General features: G+C 35.4%; 14 protein-coding genes. 8 read left to right on the forward strand and 6 right to left on the reverse strand.

Annotated features, from left to right (window positions below):
* Positions 1–130 precede the first annotated feature (130 nt).
* The 3 genes from ACZZZI_RS05500 to ACZZZI_RS05510 all read right to left on the reverse strand — a co-directional run bounded on the left by ACZZZI_RS05500 (position 131) and on the right by ACZZZI_RS05510 (position 5,323).
* Positions 131–1,624, reverse strand: a complete 1,494-nt coding sequence (locus ACZZZI_RS05500) for an NAD(P)H-hydrate dehydratase (protein WP_463488887.1) — start codon at positions 1,622–1,624, stop codon at positions 131–133.
* Positions 1,625–1,788: 164 nt separating this feature from the next.
* Positions 1,789–4,575 carry a leucine--tRNA ligase gene (gene leuS / locus ACZZZI_RS05505; RefSeq protein WP_463488888.1) on the reverse strand — a complete coding sequence of 929 codons (2,787 nt, stop codon included), beginning with the start codon at positions 4,573–4,575 and terminating at the stop codon, positions 1,789–1,791.
* Positions 4,576–4,918: 343 nt separating this feature from the next.
* Complete coding sequence (locus tag ACZZZI_RS05510) at positions 4,919–5,323, reverse strand: hypothetical protein (RefSeq protein WP_316763359.1); 405 nt, start codon at positions 5,321–5,323, stop codon at positions 4,919–4,921.
* Between the two features lie 201 nt (positions 5,324–5,524).
* Between ACZZZI_RS05510 and ACZZZI_RS05515 the strand changes: the two genes are divergently transcribed.
* The 8 genes from ACZZZI_RS05515 (at position 5,525) to ACZZZI_RS05550 (ending at position 14,140) form a co-directional block, all read left to right on the forward strand.
* Positions 5,525–6,403, forward strand: coding sequence for a cell division protein FtsX (locus tag ACZZZI_RS05515; protein ID WP_316763361.1), 879 nt, complete (start codon positions 5,525–5,527; stop codon positions 6,401–6,403).
* A complete protein-coding gene (locus ACZZZI_RS05520) occupies positions 6,403–6,630 on the forward strand; it encodes a DUF3098 domain-containing protein (protein ID WP_316763364.1) in 228 nt (75 codons plus the stop codon). Before ACZZZI_RS05515 ends, ACZZZI_RS05520 begins: the two co-directional genes overlap by 1 nt.
* Before the next feature lie 79 nt (positions 6,631–6,709).
* The gene (locus tag ACZZZI_RS05525) at positions 6,710–7,504 is read left to right on the forward strand and encodes an undecaprenyl-diphosphate phosphatase (RefSeq protein ID WP_463488889.1); all 795 of its coding nucleotides are present in this window, start codon (positions 6,710–6,712) and stop codon (positions 7,502–7,504) included.
* A 26-nt stretch (positions 7,505–7,530) separates the two neighbouring features.
* Complete coding sequence (gene truB, locus ACZZZI_RS05530; RefSeq protein ID WP_424057166.1) at positions 7,531–8,262, forward strand: tRNA pseudouridine(55) synthase TruB; 732 nt, start codon at positions 7,531–7,533, stop codon at positions 8,260–8,262.
* Complete coding sequence (locus ACZZZI_RS05535) at positions 8,259–9,119, forward strand: YitT family protein (RefSeq protein ID WP_316763371.1); 861 nt, start codon at positions 8,259–8,261, stop codon at positions 9,117–9,119. Before truB ends, ACZZZI_RS05535 begins: the two co-directional genes overlap by 4 nt.
* A 166-nt stretch (positions 9,120–9,285) precedes the next feature.
* Positions 9,286–10,284, forward strand: coding sequence for a bifunctional riboflavin kinase/FAD synthetase (locus ACZZZI_RS05540; RefSeq protein WP_344765375.1), 999 nt, complete (start codon positions 9,286–9,288; stop codon positions 10,282–10,284).
* 506 nt (positions 10,285–10,790) lie between these two features.
* Entirely contained in the window at positions 10,791–13,004 is a 2,214-nt protein-coding gene (locus ACZZZI_RS05545; RefSeq protein WP_463488890.1) for a cation:proton antiporter domain-containing protein, read from the forward strand.
* A 101-nt stretch (positions 13,005–13,105) separates the two neighbouring features.
* Positions 13,106–14,140, forward strand: a complete 1,035-nt coding sequence (locus ACZZZI_RS05550) for a DUF2157 domain-containing protein (protein ID WP_463488891.1) — start codon at positions 13,106–13,108, stop codon at positions 14,138–14,140.
* Positions 14,141–14,272: 132 nt separating this feature from the next.
* Here the strand turns inward: ACZZZI_RS05550 and ACZZZI_RS05555 are convergent, their stop codons facing one another.
* From ACZZZI_RS05555 to ACZZZI_RS05565, 3 genes are all read right to left on the reverse strand, one after another.
* Positions 14,273–15,577, reverse strand: a complete 1,305-nt coding sequence (locus tag ACZZZI_RS05555) for a DEAD/DEAH box helicase (RefSeq protein ID WP_344765381.1) — start codon at positions 15,575–15,577, stop codon at positions 14,273–14,275.
* Positions 15,578–15,783: 206 nt separating this feature from the next.
* Positions 15,784–17,118, reverse strand: a complete 1,335-nt coding sequence (locus ACZZZI_RS05560) for an MFS transporter (RefSeq protein WP_463488892.1) — start codon at positions 17,116–17,118, stop codon at positions 15,784–15,786.
* Positions 17,119–17,482: 364 nt separating this feature from the next.
* Positions 17,483–18,820, reverse strand: a complete 1,338-nt coding sequence (locus tag ACZZZI_RS05565; protein WP_316763386.1) for an APC family permease — start codon at positions 18,818–18,820, stop codon at positions 17,483–17,485.
* Between the last annotated feature and the right edge of the window lie 167 nt (positions 18,821–18,987).

An 18,987-nucleotide genomic window follows, 5' to 3' on the forward strand; every position in this document is an offset into this window, starting at 1 on the left:
CAAATCCTGATAATTAAAACGATCAGGATTTTTTTATTTTGATGCGTTTTTAAAGATCAAAACATAAATATCATTTGCAAAAATCGATTCATTTTGATGATACCAAATTTTTGTCCTAATCACCTTAAAATTAAGGCACCATTGTCTTAATCACTCCAGAAATTTCTTTAGCCACTTGCGAAGCAGTTATCACAAATTTATCATCAGCTAATTGGTCGCCTGTTTGCCCATGCACGAAGCAAGCTAGGATTGCAGCATTCAACGAAGAATATTTTTGTGCAACAAATGCTGCGATTACACCAGTTAAAACATCGCCCATTCCACCTTGCGCCATTGCAGGGTTACCAGTTGGATTGATGTAAACTTTACCATTTGGACTACAAACGAAGGTGTACTGATTTTTAAGGACGATAACTATTTTTAGTCTTACCGATTGGTTTTTTGCTGTTTGTAACCGATCCCACCAGTTCGAATGTTCGCCAAATAATCTATCAAACTCTTTCATGTGTGGGGTTAAAATAGATTGTTCAGGAATTTTCTCAATCAAGTCTGGCCTTTCAGATAAAATATTTAAGGCATCAGCATCAATAATTAAAGGCAAATTTGCTGCAAATAAGCTCTCCAGTAATCGTTCATGCTCTGCCGAAATACCTAAACCTGGTCCAATAGCAATCGCTTGATATTTTGTGGGGTTTTCTATTCGGGTGTACTCATCTCTGGGTAAAGCCATAACTTCTGGCAAAGTTGCATTTAGGGCAATTAATCCGCTTTGCGGGATACATGCAGTTGTTAAACCTGCTCCAGTATGTAAACAAGCCATACTCGAAAGTAAAGCCGCACCCATTGTATTGGAATTACCTGCAATAATTAATGCGTGCCCATAAGTGCCTTTATGGCTAAAATTTTCTCTTGGTTTTAATATTTTTTCAATATCTTTTTTTTCAACCAGATAAAATTCTGATTCCTGCTTTTGAATAAAGTCTTCATCTAATCCAATTTCAACAACTTCGTAACTTTTGGTGGCCAACTTACTTTCAGGAAAAAAAAAGCTGATTTTTGGCCTTTGAAAACAAATAGTTTTATAGGCAACTATACCATTATAATCTGCAGTTAACCTACCCTCTGCAAAAAAACCTGTGGGTACATCAACCGAATAAACTTTTTTATTAAGGTTATTAATTTGCTTTACTAATTCTGCGTATTCACCCTCCAAAGCCTTATTCAAGCCCGATCCCAAAATGGCATCAATAATTATATCTGCTTTAATATTTTTGAAATCAGTAGCTCGATCAATTACCACTTTCTTACATCTTGATTCATCTAATCGCTGTAAGTTTATGGCAAAATCGGCACTTTTCTTTTTACTGAAATTAATTACATAAACCTTAATATTTTCGTAACCGTTATTAAGCAGAAGATGGGCAATTGCCAAACCATCGCCACCATTATTACCTTTTCCACAGAAAATAGCTACGCTTTTGTTGGTATCGAATTCGTTTCGCAGAAAAACTTTAACAAATGCCCTGGCCGCTGTTTCCATTAAATCTATAGAAGCAATTGGCTTATATGCGATGGTAAATTCATCGGCAAGTCGCATTTGAGTAGAAGTAAGCAGTGTTTGCATTTAACTAAGATAAGGTTTTAGGTAAAACAAAAAAGTGATCCGTAAGGTTTTCGATCAATAAAGATGTCTAAAACAAAACCCCCAAGCTACTGAATATGTAACTCGGGGGTTTCTTTTATAAAATCCTGTAAAGCGCTTTCCGCTTTGGTATCTATCCTTTCAGATTAAATAACTACGTTAATAATTTTTCCTTTTACAAAGATGATTTTCTTAGGCGCTTTAGCATCCAAGAATTTTTGAAATTGCTCGTTTGCCAATAAAATTGCTTCTACTTCTGGTTGCGCTAAAGTTAAACTCAAATTTAAGTTCATTTTCATTTTACCATTTACAGAAACTGGATATGCAAATTCATCTTCGACCAAATGTTCGGGATTAAAAATTGGAAATTCTGCATAAGATAAGGATCCTGCTTCGTTACCTAACTGAATCCAAAGTTCTTCGCAAATGTGTGGTGCGTAAGGCGATAAAATCACCACCATATCTTGTAAAATACTGCGTTTGTTTGATTTTAAATCCGTTAATTCGTTAACGGCAATCATGAAACTGGAAACAGAAGTATTGAACGAGAAACGCTCAATATCATCCTGAACTTTTTTGATGATTTTGTGCAATGATTTTAGTTCTGCTTTTGTTGGTTCTGCATCAGAAACGGTGAATTCCCAGGCTTCGTTATGGAATAACCTCCAGAATTTACGCAAGAACTTGAACACACCTTCGATACCATTGGTATTCCAAGGTTTGCTCTGCTCCAAGGGACCTAAGAACATTTCGTACATACGTAATGTGTCTGCTCCATAACGCTCAATCAAATCATCTGGATTAACCACGTTGAATTTTGATTTCGACATTTTTTCTACTTCAACACCACAGATGTATTTTCCACCTTCAAGAATAAATTCAGCGTTTGAATATTCTTCTCTCCAGGTTTTGAATTTATTTAAATCAAGCGTATCGTTTTCTACAATGTTTACATCAACATGCAAAGCTGTAGTTTTATAATTTTTTCTTAATCCAGCCGAAACATAAGTATTCGTAGGCTTTCCGTTTTCATCATTAATACGATAAACGAAATTACTCCTACCCTGAATCATCCCCTGGTTAATCAATTTTTTGAAAGGTTCTTCTTCTTTAGTGTAACCTAAATCCTTCAAAAATTTATTCCAGAAACGGCTGTATAATAAGTGACCAGTTGCGTGTTCAGAGCCACCAATATATAAATCTACTGCTTGCCAGTACTCAATAGCTTCTTTTGATGCAAAATCATTATTATTATTCGCATCCATATAACGGTACCAGTACCAACTACTTCCAGCCCAACCTGGCATTGTGCTTAATTCGTAATGGTCGCCATCTTTTGGTGTCCAGTTTTCGGCTCTTGCCAAAGGTGGTTCTCCAGTTTCAGTTGGTAAATACTTATCAATTTCTGGTAAGATTAGAGGCAATTCTTCTTCTTTTACCAAATATGGCAAACCATCTTTAAAGTAAACTGGAATTGGTTCTCCCCAATAACGTTGGCGACCGAAAATCGCGTCGCGTTGGCGGAAGTTAACTTTAGCTTTGCCAGCTTTCTTTTCTTCTAACCAGTTATTTAAAAACGGAACAGCTTCTTTATAAGTTAATCCATTGATAAAACCAGAGTTAATATATTTACCCTCTTTGGTTGGATCTGCTTGTGTTTCGATTTCTCGCTGAGCATCCAAAATCTGGATAATTGGTAAATTGAAATGCGTTGCAAATAACCAATCGCGTTGATCGCCACTAGGTACACCCATTACCGCTCCTGTTCCATAACCTGCAAGTACGTAATCGGCAATCCACAGTTGAACGCGTTCGCCACTAACAGGATTAATTACATAAGTACCAGTAAATGCTCCAGAAACGGTTTTTGTATCCGCCATGCGGTCTAATTCCGATTTCTTTTTAGTTTGAGAGATGTAATTCTGTATATCTTGTTTTTGTTCTGCTGTTGTTAGTTCGGCAACCCATTCGTGTTCTGGTGCTAAAACCAAATAAGATACACCAAAAATGGTATCTACGCGGGTAGTAAAAACTTCAATTTGTTTATCGTTGCCTTCAACCTGGAATTTTACACTCGCACCAACACTCTTCCCTATCCAGTTGCGTTGCATTTCTTTTATTGGCTCTGGCCAGTCGATGGTATCTAAACCTTGTAGAAGCCGATCGGCATAAGCGGTAATTCTCATGCTCCATTGCATCATTTTCTTTTGCTCAACAGGGAAACCACCACGCTCAGAAAAACCATCCTTAATTTCATCGTTAGCCAAAACAGTTCCTAAAGCTGGGCACCAGTTTACTGTACTTTCGCGTAGATAAGTTAAACGATATTTTAATAATTCCTCTTGTTTTTCTTCTTCGGTAAAAGTTGCCCAATCGCTTGGTAAAAATGATTTCACATCTTCATCGCAAACCGCTTTCACATCTGCAGAACCCGATGCATTAAATTTCTCAATTAAGGTAGAAATATCTTCTGCTTTATCGTTTTCGATGTTATACCATGAATTAAAAAGTTGCATGAAGATCCATTGCGTCCATTTGTAATAAGATGGTTCACTGGTGCGAACTTCGCGACTCCAATCGAAAGAAAAACCAATTTGATCTAACTGACGACGGTAAGTTGCAATGTTAGCTTCAGTTGTAATTGCTGGGTGTTGACCCGTTTGTATAGCGTATTGCTCTGCAGGTAAACCGAAAGAATCGTAACCCATTGGATGCAAAACGTTAAAACCTTTAAGGCGCTTGTATCTTGAAAAAATATCGGATGCAATGTAACCCAGTGGATGACCAACGTGTAAACCTGCTCCCGATGGATATGGAAACATATCTAACACATAATATTTTGGTTTTTCAGAGTTACCTTCGGCTTTAAATGTTTGATTATCGGCCCAAAATTTCTGCCACTTTTGTTCTATTTCTTTGAATTGGTAATCCATTGCAAGTTTTAATTTTTTAAAGGGGCAAAATTACGGAAATTAAGGGGTTTAGTGAAACATAATTTTTATCGCTTTTTTACCAACGAAACACAGATTTTTACTTTGTTCGTATTTTAATTTTGGGAACAAGCCAACGTTTATAAACGGGATGGAAGCGATATACTTTTTTGTTCATCCCTTCGACAATATCGAGATTACGATAACAAAAAGATTTAGCGTACAGCCCGACTGCACCTTCCGATGAAAAACTGAAAGAACCTTTTCATATTATTTTTACAAAAAAAATGCGCCATTGATTATAAAAAACAATGGCGCAAAGCAAATAATCGGGGGATTAAGATTTTTATCGGGTTAAGGTGTAAACTTTAACAATATTAGTTTTATCGATTTTAGCTGTAAATTGAAGTTGCGTTGCACTAAGTGTTGATATGTTACAGTAAGAAGTTCCTTCGGGAAAAACCAGGTTAAATTCGTTACCTAAAGAGGTAACAAAACTCCCGATTGTACGCTGATTTGTTAAACTCAGCTCTACCTGGTCATCATTATTTGCCTTAAAATCTAAATAATCATTGGCTGTATAGTTAAAGGTACCATTAAGTAATTCGTTTGTATTTCCGCTTACCACGATTTTATTTACAGTCCATTTTCCAATAATACGAGACTTTACAGATGTTGTATCTTTTTTGCACGAAAATAATGTAGCACTAACGATAAGGAAAAGGCTCAGAATTGTAACTTGTTTTTTCATTTAGGTGATTTTTAGTTTCAGTTTCTATAATTAACGTGATTTATCGAAATTTGGTACGGTTTTATAAAAATCTGTAAGTTAAATACCCAATTATATGGCAAACTAAATATTCAGTTTAGGCGTTAATGTTCATTTAACAATGCCTAATATTGGTGTTTATCAGGTATAATTTATATTTTCGCAGAAACAAAAATAAAATACATGGAAGAATTCGAAGTAAGTGATGCATCTAAGAAAACCAAAACCGTATATATCTCTACTATTATAAGTATTGCTTTGGTTTTATTAATGCTAGGACTGCTTGGGTTGGTACTTGTACATGCCAAAAACCTATCTAACTACGTTAAAGAAAATATCGTTTTAAATATTATTGTTGACGAAGGTGCGAAGGAAGCCGATATCTTAGCTTTCCAAAAAGAATTGAATTCGGAAGCTGCTGTAAAACAAACTCAATATGTAAATAAAGAGCTTGCAGCAAGAAATTTAACTCAGGATTTAGGCGAAGACTTTGTTAATTTCTTAGGTTACAATCCGTTAACATCTACTTTCGATGTGTATTTAAAAGCAGATTATGCCAACAACAAGGGCATAGATGCGTTAAAATTAAAAATTGCTAAAAATCCAGTTGTTAAAGAGGTAGTTTACCAGAGTTCTTTAATCGATATGGTAAATAAAAACATAAATACCATTGGCTTAGTAATCTTAGCATTTGCAGCACTGTTGCTGGTAATTTCTATAGCACTGATTAACAACACTATAAGATTAGCAATCTACTCACAAAGGTTTTTAATTAAAAGTATGCAGCTTGTTGGTGCAACGAAAAACTTTATTAGGCGTCCTTTCTTATTATTTGCTGCATTACATGGTTTAATTGCCGCATTTATTGCAATTATTATTTTATTGGCAACATTGATTTATGCTCGTAAAGAAGTTCCAGAAATTATTATACTTAATAATTACAGGGAGTTCGGTTTAGTGTTTATCGGTTTAGTAATTGTTGGTATTTTTATTACAGGCATTAGTACATGGTTTGCAGTGAGCAGATATTTACGTTTAAAATCTTACAATCTTTATAGATAATGGCAGAAAAAAAAACAAGTCCGATTACAAAGGAAGTTAAAAGCGAATTGGTTTTTACCAAAAAGAACTATCAGTTACTGTTAATTAGTATCGCAATTGTAGCAGTCGGTTTCATTTTAATGATGGGAACCACAGGCGATATTTACGATTTCAGAAGAACTTTATTAGCGCCATTAGTTGTGCTTTTAGGCTTTGCCTTCGGTATTTACGCCATTCTTAAAAAATAATTTCACCCTAACAGAACGATCGGAAAACGCTTATTTTTTTAACTAAGCGTTTTCTTCGTTTTTACTCTTCTAAAAAAACATGAATTCTTTCGAAGCCATTATCCTTGCAATTATTGAGGGATTAACCGAGTTTTTACCTGTATCAAGTACAGGACATATGATTATTGCCTCATCTTTTATGGGTATTGCAAGTGATCCTTTTGTTAAACTATTTACCATTGCGATTCAATTAGGCGCCATACTTTCTGTAGTAGTTTTGTATTTCAAAAGGTTTTTTAAATCGATAAATTTTTACATTAAACTTTTGGTTGCTTTTATTCCAGCAGCAGTATTTGGCCTGTTATTAAGCAAGAAAATAGATGAGCTTTTAGAAAGTCCGATGGCCGTAGGTATTTCACTTTTAGTTGGTGGTGTTATTTTATTATTTGTAGATAAATGGTTTAACAACCCAACCGTAAACGAGGAAGAAGATATTAGCTATCTTACCGCTTTAAAAATTGGTTTGTTTCAATGTATAGCTATGATTCCTGGTGTTTCTCGCTCAGGAGCTACTATTGTTGGTGGTATGACACAGAAGTTAAGCCGAAAAGTTGCCGCAGAATTTTCATTCTTTTTAGCTGTACCCACAATGTTTGCAGCAACAGCCAAAAAGCTTTACGATTTTTATAAAGAAGGGCACACCATTACGCCAGAGCAAACTAATCTTTTAATTATTGGTAATGTTATTGCTTTTGTTGTTGCCTTACTTGCCATTAAAAGCTTTATTGGTTATTTAAATAAACATGGCTTTAAAATGTTTGGCTGGTACAGAATTATTGCTGGCCTGGTAATTATAATCCTGTTGCTTACTGGTCACAGTATGCAAATTATATAATCAGTATCTTTGCGCAAAAAAGATTTGTGAGTACAGAAAATTCAAAATTTAAAGAGTTCAATTTCGCAGAAGGCGAACTATTATTAATTAACAAACCATACAAATGGACTTCCTTTGATGTGGTTGGTAAAATTCGTAATTCTTTAAAACCACTAAAATTAAAAGTTGGCCACGCTGGTACGTTAGATCCACTGGCTACAGGACTGCTTATTATTTGCACAGGCAAGCTTACCAAGCAAATAGATACCTTTCAGGCCGAAGAAAAAGAATATACTGGCACTATGGTTTTAGGTGCCACTACCCCATCTTTCGATATGGAAACTGAGGTTGACAAAACTTTCGACATCAGCCAAATTAGCAATGAACAAATTTACGCTTCAACTGCTCAATTTACGGGTGATATCGAACAATATCCACCAGCACATTCTGCAGTTAAAATAAATGGAGAACGTTTATACGTTAAAGCTCGTTTAGGCGAAGAAGTAGAATTACGCAAGCGCTTTGTAACAGTTCCAGAATTCGAAATTACCAGAATAGAATTACCAGAAATAGATTTTAGAATTGTTTGTAGTAAGGGAACGTACATTCGTTCTTTAGTTTCCGATTTCGGCAAGGCATTAAATAATGGTGCTTATCTTTCGAAACTAACCCGCACCCGCAGCGGTAGTTTTTTGCTATCTGATGCGTTTGAGGTTTTAGAACTTGTTAATTATATTCGTAGCAGGAAAGAAGAAGCTAAAGCAGAAACCGAAGTATGAACAACATCAGAAACAAGAATACCCGTTTTATAAAAGAGATTCTTTTAATTGCAGCGGGTGTAACCTCTGCTTGTTTTGGTTTAAAAAGCTTTTTAATGCCAAACGAATTCATTGATGGTGGGGTCACAGGTATTTCACTTTTAATAAGCACCTTAACCAAATGGAATTTATCTTACCTAATCGTTATTATAAATATTCCATTTGTTATTTTGGGTTATCGCCAAATTGGCAAAACTTTCGCCATTAAAACGGCAATTGCCATTGCAGCGCTTTCTATTGCTTTAATAATTTTCCCGTTTCAACCCATTACACACGATCGGTTATTAATTGCTTTTTTTGGGGGCTTATTTTTAGGCGGTGGAATTGGCTTGGCCATGCGTGGCGGTTGTGTAATCGATGGTACAGAAGTCTTAGCGCTCTACATCAGTAAGAACAGTATTCTTACCGTTGGAAACATCATTTTAATTTTAAACATCATCATTTTTGCATTTGCAGCTTATTTTCTAAATATAGAAACGGCACTTTATGCAATTTTAACCTATTTATCCGCGTCTTACACCATCGATTTTATTGTAAACGGCATAGAACAATACACGGGCGTAACCATAATTTCCGAACATCAGGAAGCTATAAAAGGCTTTATTATTGGGGAAATGAAACGTGGCGTAACCATTTATAAAGGAGAAGGTGGTTACGGAGAGAAAAAAGATATCGATATTATTTTTACAGTTGTTACTAAATTAGAAATGAGCAAACTGCAAACTGCAATAAGACAAATTGATGCAGATGCTTTTGTTATACAACAACAAATTGCCGATTTAAAAGGTGGTGTGGTTAAGCGCCATGCTTTACATTAATAAATTATTAAAATAAATTTGGGCATGCCCCCAAGCTACGCAAGGGGTCGGGCTGTACGCTAAATATTTTTTGTCTATGCCGTCCTAAGCTTATCTATGGATAAACAAAAAATGATACCGCTTCCATCCCTCATGCAAAACCCATCGTAAAAAAAAGATTGTTCCATTGAAAATATATCACAACCTATCCGAATTCACTAAGCTCGATAACGCCATTGTAACCATTGGCACTTTCGATGGCGTACACTTTGGACATCAGAAAATAATTAAACAACTGGTAGAAAAAGCCAAAACAGATGGCGGCGAAAGTGTAATCCTAACTTTTTTCCCTCATCCAAGGATGATTATTGATCCTGAAAACCAGGATTTAAAAATGATAAACACCATAAATGAAAAGGCAGAAATTTTAAAAAGTCTGGGTGTCGATCATTTAATTATAACGCCTTTTACCCGCGATTTTTCTAACCAGCTACCAGATGATTATATTAAAAATACTTTGGTAAATAACATTGGTACCAAACATATCATTATCGGTTACGACCATCGTTTTGGTAAAGATCGCTCAGGGAATTTAGCCGATTTAAAAACCGCAGGATTGCATTTTGGTTTCACCGTCGAAGAAATCATGGAGCAGGATATCCACGATGTTGCCGTAAGTTCTACCAAAATCCGACAGGCACTTTTAGCTGGCGATGTTAGCTTGGCGGCTGATTATTTAGGCTATCCTTTTTCTATTTTCGGCAGAGTAATTAAAGGCGATAAAATTGGCCGGACCATTGGTTTTCCAACCGCCAATATTTTTGTCGAAGAAACTTACAAGCTAATTCCTGGCGATGGAATTTATGCTGTAACGGTAGAAATGAATTCAGATTTAACAGTTACAGATTCAAAAACGACTTCTGAAAATCCAACTGTTAATCTTAAACCTTTAACTTTTAAAGGGATGGCTTACATTGGTCAACGCCCAACCATAAACGGCATGACCAGAAATATCGAAGTGAATATTTTTGATTTTAACCGCGAAATTTACGGACAGGATATTAAAATGAATTTTTTAAAATTCCTACGTCACGACGTTAAATTTACAGGTTTAGAAGCGCTCACCGTTCAGCTACAAAAAGATAAAGAAGCCACTTTAAACTATTTTGCTTCTTTAGAAAAATAGTTTAAAGTTTTTTTAACTTTCAAAAAAGCCTCATTTTCGCTATATTAGCGGCAATGAGGCTTTTTTACATAATATTCTTTTTTCTGATTTCTATTTCTTTTTCTGGTTACGCAACCTCAAAAAAAGAAATAACCAATTTAAAAAGCAAATTAAAAGAAACCTTTGTTTCGAGTAAAAAGAATGCCAAAATTATCTTTCATCTTCAGCAAGATCAAGAAAGTTTAGAGAAAGACTTTATTACAATTTCAAAGCTAAAAACAGTAACAAGTTGTTTTATTCTGTTCGCTGTTTTGGCATTTTTTCTCTCAGCAAATAAAATCAACAATACCAAAGTTATAATCAATACAATAAGATTTAGCTATTGGTGCCTGTTTAAAATGCTCTATCCAAAACATGTTTTTTGGTAAGTAATTTAATTTTTAACTGCAGCGATGCAGATTTTTCCAAATGTTAGGCTTTTAAAACCTGACTGAAAAATTTTAATTACTCAATACTCAGTTTTACACATGCATTTACCAGATCTAATTGCCGATTTAGGATTAATTCTTGCAGCAGCAGGAATAACAACACTTATATTTAAAAAAATAAAACAACCATTGGTTTTAGGCTATATTCTAGCTGGCCTGATGGTTGGACCACATCTTGATTTTTTTCCTTCGGTTACCGATACAAAAAGTATAAATATTTGGGGCGAAATTGGAGTTATATTCCTCCTATTCAGCCTAGGACTTGAATTCAGTTTTAAAAAACTTGTTAAAGTTGGTGGTTCAGCATCAATTACGGCTGTTGTAGAAGTTGTTTTCATGCTGCTTATTGGCTTTGCAGCAGGTAAGTTAATGGGTTGGAAAACTATGGACAGTATCTTCCTTGGTGGTATCCTTTCTGTATCCTCGACAACAATTATCATTAGGGCATTCGAAGAATTAGGTGTAAAACATAAGAAATTTGCAGGCTTGGTTTTCGGGGTACTTATTGTTGAAGATTTGGTCGCGATATTACTTCTGGTTTTACTTTCAACAGTAGCTGTTAGTCAGCAATTTGCGGGTAGCGAAATGCTAATTTCTATACTAAAGCTTGCATTTTTTCTGGTACTTTGGTTTTTAGGAGGTATATTTTTAATTCCAAGTTTCTTAAAAGCTACCAGAAAATTAATGAACGACGAAACCATGCTCGTTGTTTCATTAGCACTTTGTTTAATAATGGTTTTACTGGCTGTAAAAGTTGGCTTCTCTCCTGCTTTAGGCGCATTCATAATGGGGTCTATTTTAGCAGAAACAACACAGGCAGAAAAAATAGAACACTTAACCAAATCCGTTAAAGATTTATTTGCTGCAGTTTTCTTCGTTTCGGTGGGTATGTTAATTGATCCGAGTATTTTGCTAGATTATGCAATACCAATCGTTGTGGTAACACTCGCAACCATATTAGGAAAATTATTCAGTTCTTCTATGGGCGCACTGTTATCGGGCCAGCCTTTAAAAACATCCGTACAAACTGGTATGAGTTTAGCACAAATTGGCGAATTCTCTTTTATCATTGCAACCTTAGGTTTAACGCTAAAAGTAACGAGTGAATTTCTATACCCAATCGCGGTAGCGGCTTCGGCAATAACTACTTTTACAACACCCTATCTGATCAAGCTTTCCGAACCATTTTATAATTTTCTTACGCGAATATTACCAAAAAAATGGTTAGACGGGATTGAGCGATACAGCAGCAGTACAGCAGGAATAACGACATTAAGTGACTGGAAAATTTTACTACGCAGTTATGCATTCAATACCATTATACATTCTGTTATTATCGTTGCCGTAATTTTTCTGGCATCCAGATACATACAGCCATTCATTGCAGAAAATGTTGTAAACGGGATAAAATCAATGGTGATTAGTTTGGTCGTTTCATTTATATTAATGGCTCCTTTCTTATGGGCATTATCAATTCGCAGAATACAAAGAACGGCCTACTCGCATCTTTGGCTTAACAAAAAATACACGCGTGGGCCATTAATTGCCATTGAAGCTTTCAGAGTTGCCCTGGGTATCTTCTTCGTTGGCTTCCTGATGTATGAATTTTTCGATACTTGGGTTGCCGCTGGAATTGCGCTTGGATTAATTGTTTTCGGAATGATAATTTTCTCTCGAAAACTTCAGTCGTTTTATGATAAACTGGAACGTAGATTTATGCTCAATTTAAATGCCCGTGAAAATCAGACACCAGATATTTTACCTTGGGATACACATTTAACAGAACTTACGGTTTCTCCAGAATCGGAAGTGGTTGGAAAAACACTAACTGAGTTAATGATTAGAGAAAAGTATGGTGTTAACATTGCTATGATTGAACGTGGCAGAAACTCCATTCCAACTCCTGGCAGAGAAGAACGTCTGTACCCGAATGATAAATTATTACTTATTGGCGCAGATGATCAGCTTGCAATGGTAAAAGCGATCTTGGAAGTAGATTTACCTGAAACAGAATCGGAGAAAAGTTTTCCAGATAAGGAAATGACTTTGCAAAAGATAGTTGTGAACCTCGAATCTCCTGTATATGGTTTAAGCATTAGAAATGCTGGAATTAGAGAAAAAGCACAAGCATTGATTGTGGGGATAGAACGCGGAGCCGATAGAATTCTAAATCCTTCATCTGATTTTGTTTTTGATAATGGTGATGTAATTTGGATTGTAGGCAACAATAAAAAAATTAAGGAAGTAATTTAAAATCTGAGGTGGGGCGTTAGAAGTTTTCACAAGCCATATCGCCGCGCCTCAGTCTTTCTCACTTCCGACTAAAAAAGTTATCTTCGTTTATAACCTAACTTATGAAAGTAGACAGAGAAAAGAGCGAATTTCTTGATGATATAATTGAGCAGTGGCAAAACGATGGCTTGATTAACGAAGAAACAAGTACTAAGCTACGTAAAAGTTATGAGGCCAAAAATTTCGATTGGCTTCGCTTAGCACAATATGCATTTTGGGTTGCATTAGCTTGCGGTTTTATTGCATTAGGTTCTTTATTGATAGATAACACCATTCTAAATTACTTAAAGCAGGTTTATAACACGCCAAATATCGTTATTGCAATCGTATCGGGTGGTTTAGCTGCCTGGCTTTACATTTTGGGTTTTCGACGGAAGAAAAATCTTGGTCATTTAAAATTTAGCAACGAAGCTATTGTATTTTCTGCCATTCTTTTAACCGCAAATGCCATTGCTTATTTCGGCAAGTCTTTAGATAATGGCTCAGGAAACTTCTCCATTCTGATTTTAATTTCAGTTTTCATTTATGGTATTTTAGGCTATATTTTTAATTCAAGATTGATTTGGATTTTTGCCCTCATTTCTCTTGGTGCTTGGTTTGGTACGGAAACCGGCTATTTAAGCCGCTGGAATTATTATTTTCTTGGCATGAATTATCCACTTCGATTCGTAGTATTTGGAGTGATTTTAACGGCAACTTCTTTTCTGATGAAGGTAAATACTAAAACGAAAAATTTCTTTCAAGTTACCTACATAGCTGGAATGGTTTACCTTTTTATTGCACTTTGGGCTTTATCTGTTTTTGGCAACTTTGCAAGTTTAGAAGAATGGTATTCAGTTAGGCAATTAAGCCTGTTCTACTGGGCTTTAATATCTGCCACGGTTTGTGTTGCAAGCACCGCATTTGGCTTAAAATACAACGATGATATTGCCAGAGAATTTGGAATTACTTTTTTGTTCATCAATTTATACACCCGATATTTTGAATATTTCTGGGATAGCTGGCATAAAGCGTTATTCTTTTCTGTACTTGCAGCCTCGTTCTGGCTCATTGGCCGAAAAGCAGAAAAAATTTGGAATGTAGAATTTTTGAAATAATATCACTAAATATTCATTGGCATTTTTGATAAACAAACTATAAAAAAGAAACCCCTAACTGTTACAATTAGGGGTTTTATTATATATTCTAAGCTTATGTATTAGCATTTGCTTTAAAATGCTCCAGCCTTTTTAATCTCTCTTTTTTCTGTTTCCACCAAAACGACGATTATTGCTGGCGTTACGAGGTTTACCACTCATGTTACCATCGCCACCGCCTCTTTTAGCTCCACCGCCGCCGCCTTTCGATTGCGCTTGTGGTTTGCGCTTAACCTGGTTCTTAGCTAGCATACTCTCCCAAGTTAATGGATAAGGATGATCATCAACAACAGGCAAAGTAATTTTAATAAGTTTCTGAATATCTAATAAATATTCGTTTTCCTCCGCATCGCAGAAAGAAATGGCTATACCATTTGCACCAGCACGACCAGTACGGCCAATCCTGTGTACATAAGATTCAGGAATGTTTGGTAATTCAAAATTGAAAACATGCGATAACTGATCGATATCAATGCCACGAGCAGCAATATCAGTAGCTACTAAAACACGAATTTTTCTATCTTTAAAGTCAGTTAAAGCACGTTGACGAGCATTTTGCGATTTATTTCCGTGAATAGCGGCAGACTTAATTCCAGCATGCGCTAAATCTTTCACAATTCGATCTGCACCATGTTTAGTGCGGGTAAAAACTAAAGCGGTTTCAATTTTTTTATCTTCCAAAAGATGAATTAACAACTTCTTTTTATCTGGTTTATCAACAAAATAAACAGATTGAACGATAGTTTCAGCAGTAGAAGAAATCGGTGTTACTTCTACCTTAGTTGGGCTCGATAAAATTGTGTTGGCTAACTTTTGAATTTCATCTGGCATAGTCGCCGAGAAAAATAAAGTTTGGCGTTTAGCAGGCAATTTAGCAACCACTTTTTTCACATCGTGGATAAAACCCATATCCAGCATTCTATCCGCTTCATCTAAAACAAAAAGTTCGATGGTGCTTAAGCTAATAAAACCCTGGTTCATTAAATCTAATAAACGACCAGGAGTAGCCACTAAAATATCTACGCCTTTTCTTAAAGCTTCAACTTGCGAGTGTTGATTTACGCCACCAAAAATCACCAAACGACGTAAGTTTAAGTTACTTCCGTAAGCTTTAAAACTTTCTTCAATTTGAATGGCAAGTTCGCGTGTTGGGGTTAAAACTAAAGCTTTAATGTTTTTAGTTGCTTTAGTATTAATATGCTTTTCGTGCAATAATTGCAACATCGGGATGGCAAAAGCAGCAGTTTTACCTGTTCCTGTTTGTGCGCAGCCTAATAAATCTTTTCCTTTTAATATTGTTGGGATGGATTGCTCCTGTATAGGTGTCGGTTGTGTATAACCTTCTTTCTCAAGCGCCTTTAAAATCGGCTCAATGAGGTTTAATTCTTTGAATAACATGTATGTTTCTATGTAATATTTATCGAAGAAGCTAGAACAATCATTTATTGAAGGACTAACTTGCGGATTGCTTTAAATGATAAAGAAATTCTGCTTCGCTGCAAAGATACAAATAAAATATGGAAGATGTAAAAATGTAAAGTAGATGGCGTAAATCTAAACTTTTGCAAGCTGTACACAACTTTTCTCACAATTAAAACCATAAGTTATTTTTCTTCTTTAAAGCGACTAAAAAATAACAATGCTACAATGCAAAGCGAGAAACCGACAATTCCATTCAGCCTTAAACCATAATCATTTCCTGGATCTTTACCATAAATTGTTAACATTGCAAAAACTGCAATACCTATGGTTTGCCCTAGTTTTACAAATAAATATTTGACAGCAAAGAACATACCCTCGTGGTTTTCGCCACTCTCTATCGTATCTTTTTGTGCAATATCGGCAAGAATAGCATTAGGCAAAATACCTAAGGCCGCTAACGGAAAAGAAGCAAAAACAACCAAAATATACATCTGATTTGCAGGTGCAAAGGGAAGTTTACCTAAAAAGAAAATGGTTACAAAAATTAAACTCAAAATTCCGAATGCAAACAAAACCAGTTTTTTCTTTCCAAACTTTTTAGAGCCATAGTTAATAAATGGATAAAATAATAGAGATAGTAAAACCATTAAACCCATAAATTTTCCACCGTCAGAATCTGGTAAACCAAGTAGAACCGTTACAAAATATAATAAACCACTCGACATAATACTTAATGCCGTATAGTAAGTAAAATCCGAAATTAGGTAATATTTAAAATTCGAGTTTCTAAAAGTGCTTTTAATGGCCGCCAAAAGCGGAATATGAGATGGTTTACTATTTACATATTCTCGTTCGTTAATAAACAGAATTGGCAAAATCATTACCAAACCAGAGAAAACACTTAAAGCAATAATGGTGTATTGCAATGCTTCGAAACGGCTCGCTACATGAAAACCGCTTTGTATCAAATCTGCAAAATTGTTAATTAAAGCACCTAAAATCATACCCAAAACAAAACCCACCTGCTGTAAAGTAGAAAGCTTTACTTTTTCTTCGGCTGTATTTGTTAACTCGGCAAGTAGCGCATTGTATGGGATAATATAAGTAGTAACGGAGATGAAAAACCCAGCCAAAACCGCGGTTAGCCACCATGCATTATTTACACTTTCGCCTTTTACCCAAGGATGAAAAACCAAACAGCAAAAAACTACCGCAGGTAAAATTGCCCATTTCATTATCGGAAATCTCCTACCCATCGGGTTCGTACTTCTATCGCTAACCGAGGCAATAAACGGGTCGTAAACAGCATCAATTAATCTACCCGATGCGGCAATAATAGATAAAAGATTAAAAGCACCAAATAGCAGTAATTGTGGCACCAAAGGCGATAAACCCGAATTACTTGGCGGTAAATAGAAATAAGGGAGCATTACGATTATAATATTCGTCATAATACTCCAGCCCATCATTCCAGCCGCGTAAGCAATTTTTTGTTTCCCTGAGAGTGCTTTATTCATTAAGATTTTTAAATTTCATTATGTAAAGCAAGTTCCTATTTTTTATTGGTTAAATCAGTCCTGCTTTACATTTTATTTCGCTGCGCTCCATGCTCATTCAAATCAGTTTTATTTTACTTATCTGCTGCTACAATTTAACACAAAATGCCAAAATCAAAAAGGTTGCTTCCAATTCAAAAAACTGCTTCAGAAAGCTATGCCACTGGTTGCAGTGAAAAATGCTCCACTCCTAACCTATTTTTAGGTTTTACGGTGCAATGCTTTAGGTTATTTAAACCCGATAGCAGCGATACATCCCTATTCTTAGCGAATAGCGGGGCTATCGAAACCGATGAGCACTAAAATTGCTTTTCAAATTAGATAATTATTTCTTGCTAAATAACCTACTGATAAAATAAATAGCCAAAAAGCCGATGAAGATATATAAGCCATTTAACGCAGCATTTGGATCATCAGCATAAATACTTAAAGCAACAAAAGTATAGGCTGCAATAAATATAATTGGTAAAACAGGATACAGTGGCACCGTGTAAATTGTTTTTATATCGAGATGTGAGGTACGTTTCCGCAGTATAAAAATGGTAGCTGCCGAACTTGCCATACTAATGCTTTCTAAAAAGATTGTATAATTTAAAATTTTATCGAATGTTTTAGCGTAGAAAATGATAACCACAGCAACTAACGTAAAAACAGTTAAGCTTACGGTAATTACCTCTGTTTTTTTATTCATTCTGCTAAAAATTTTCGGCAAAGCTCCTTCTTCCCCCATAGCAAACATGGCCCTCGGGTTGCTTAACAAATTTACGTTTACATAACCCATAACCGAAACGAATATAATTACGGATAGCATTTTAAACCCTGCTGGACCAAAAATTTTTGAAGCTAAAATAGCAGCGATACTTTCTGCTGTTTTTAATTCTTCGAAACCTATAACTTTAACATAAACGTAGTTGAGTACTAAATAAAGAATAACAATTATGGTTAAACCGATAATAATAGAACGAGGAATTACCTTTTTTGCTTCTTTAACTTCGCCGCCAAAATTTATCGTTTGCGCATAACCAGCGTAGGAGAAGGAAACGGCTATAAGGCATAAACCTAATGCTTTTCCATAATCAGACCAGTTTGGCAAATTGCCATTGTTAGTTTTAAAAACAGGTGTAACCGTTTCGGATTGTGAGCCGAAAAACACCGCACAAATAAGCAATAAAATTAAGCCGATTTTTACAATGGTTAATACATTTTGGGTTTTAGCGCTGGCTTTTAAACCGAGTAAATTAATTAAATAGAAAACCAAAATAGTAGTTATGGCTATTGCAACTCGATAAGCATCGGTTTGCATATTAACTGGTAAAACTATTTTGCCTAAATACTCTGCTCCTATGATAGATATAGCTGCAACTGAAGCTGCACTCGAAATAATTACTATACAATTAATGGCGAAAGCAATTGATGGATGATAGGCTGCTGAGAAAATTTTGTAGTAACCACCCGTTACTGGATATCGTGACCCAATTTCGGCATAAGTAAGTGCTCCGCAAAAAGCTACAAAACCTCCAATAAACCAAGCCAAATAAAACAATTCAGGTATTTGCGCTTTTGCGGCTACATTAACTGGCGTACGAAAAATACCCATGCCAATGACTAAACTAACCACAATCATGGATAAATCGAAGAGCGAAAGTTGCTTTTTTGGTTGCATTAAAATGGATTATAAATAATGGGGTGAAGATAAGGAATTTATGGATGATGTCTGATGGAAGATTTACGATAGAAATAGACTTTAAGTTTACAGGCCATCCACCTTACCTCTTACATTTTTCGTCTCCTTTTGTTGAAATTTTCATTTGCTAGCCTCAAAGAATAAAT

The organism is Pedobacter sp. AC190 (genome assembly GCF_979258025.1).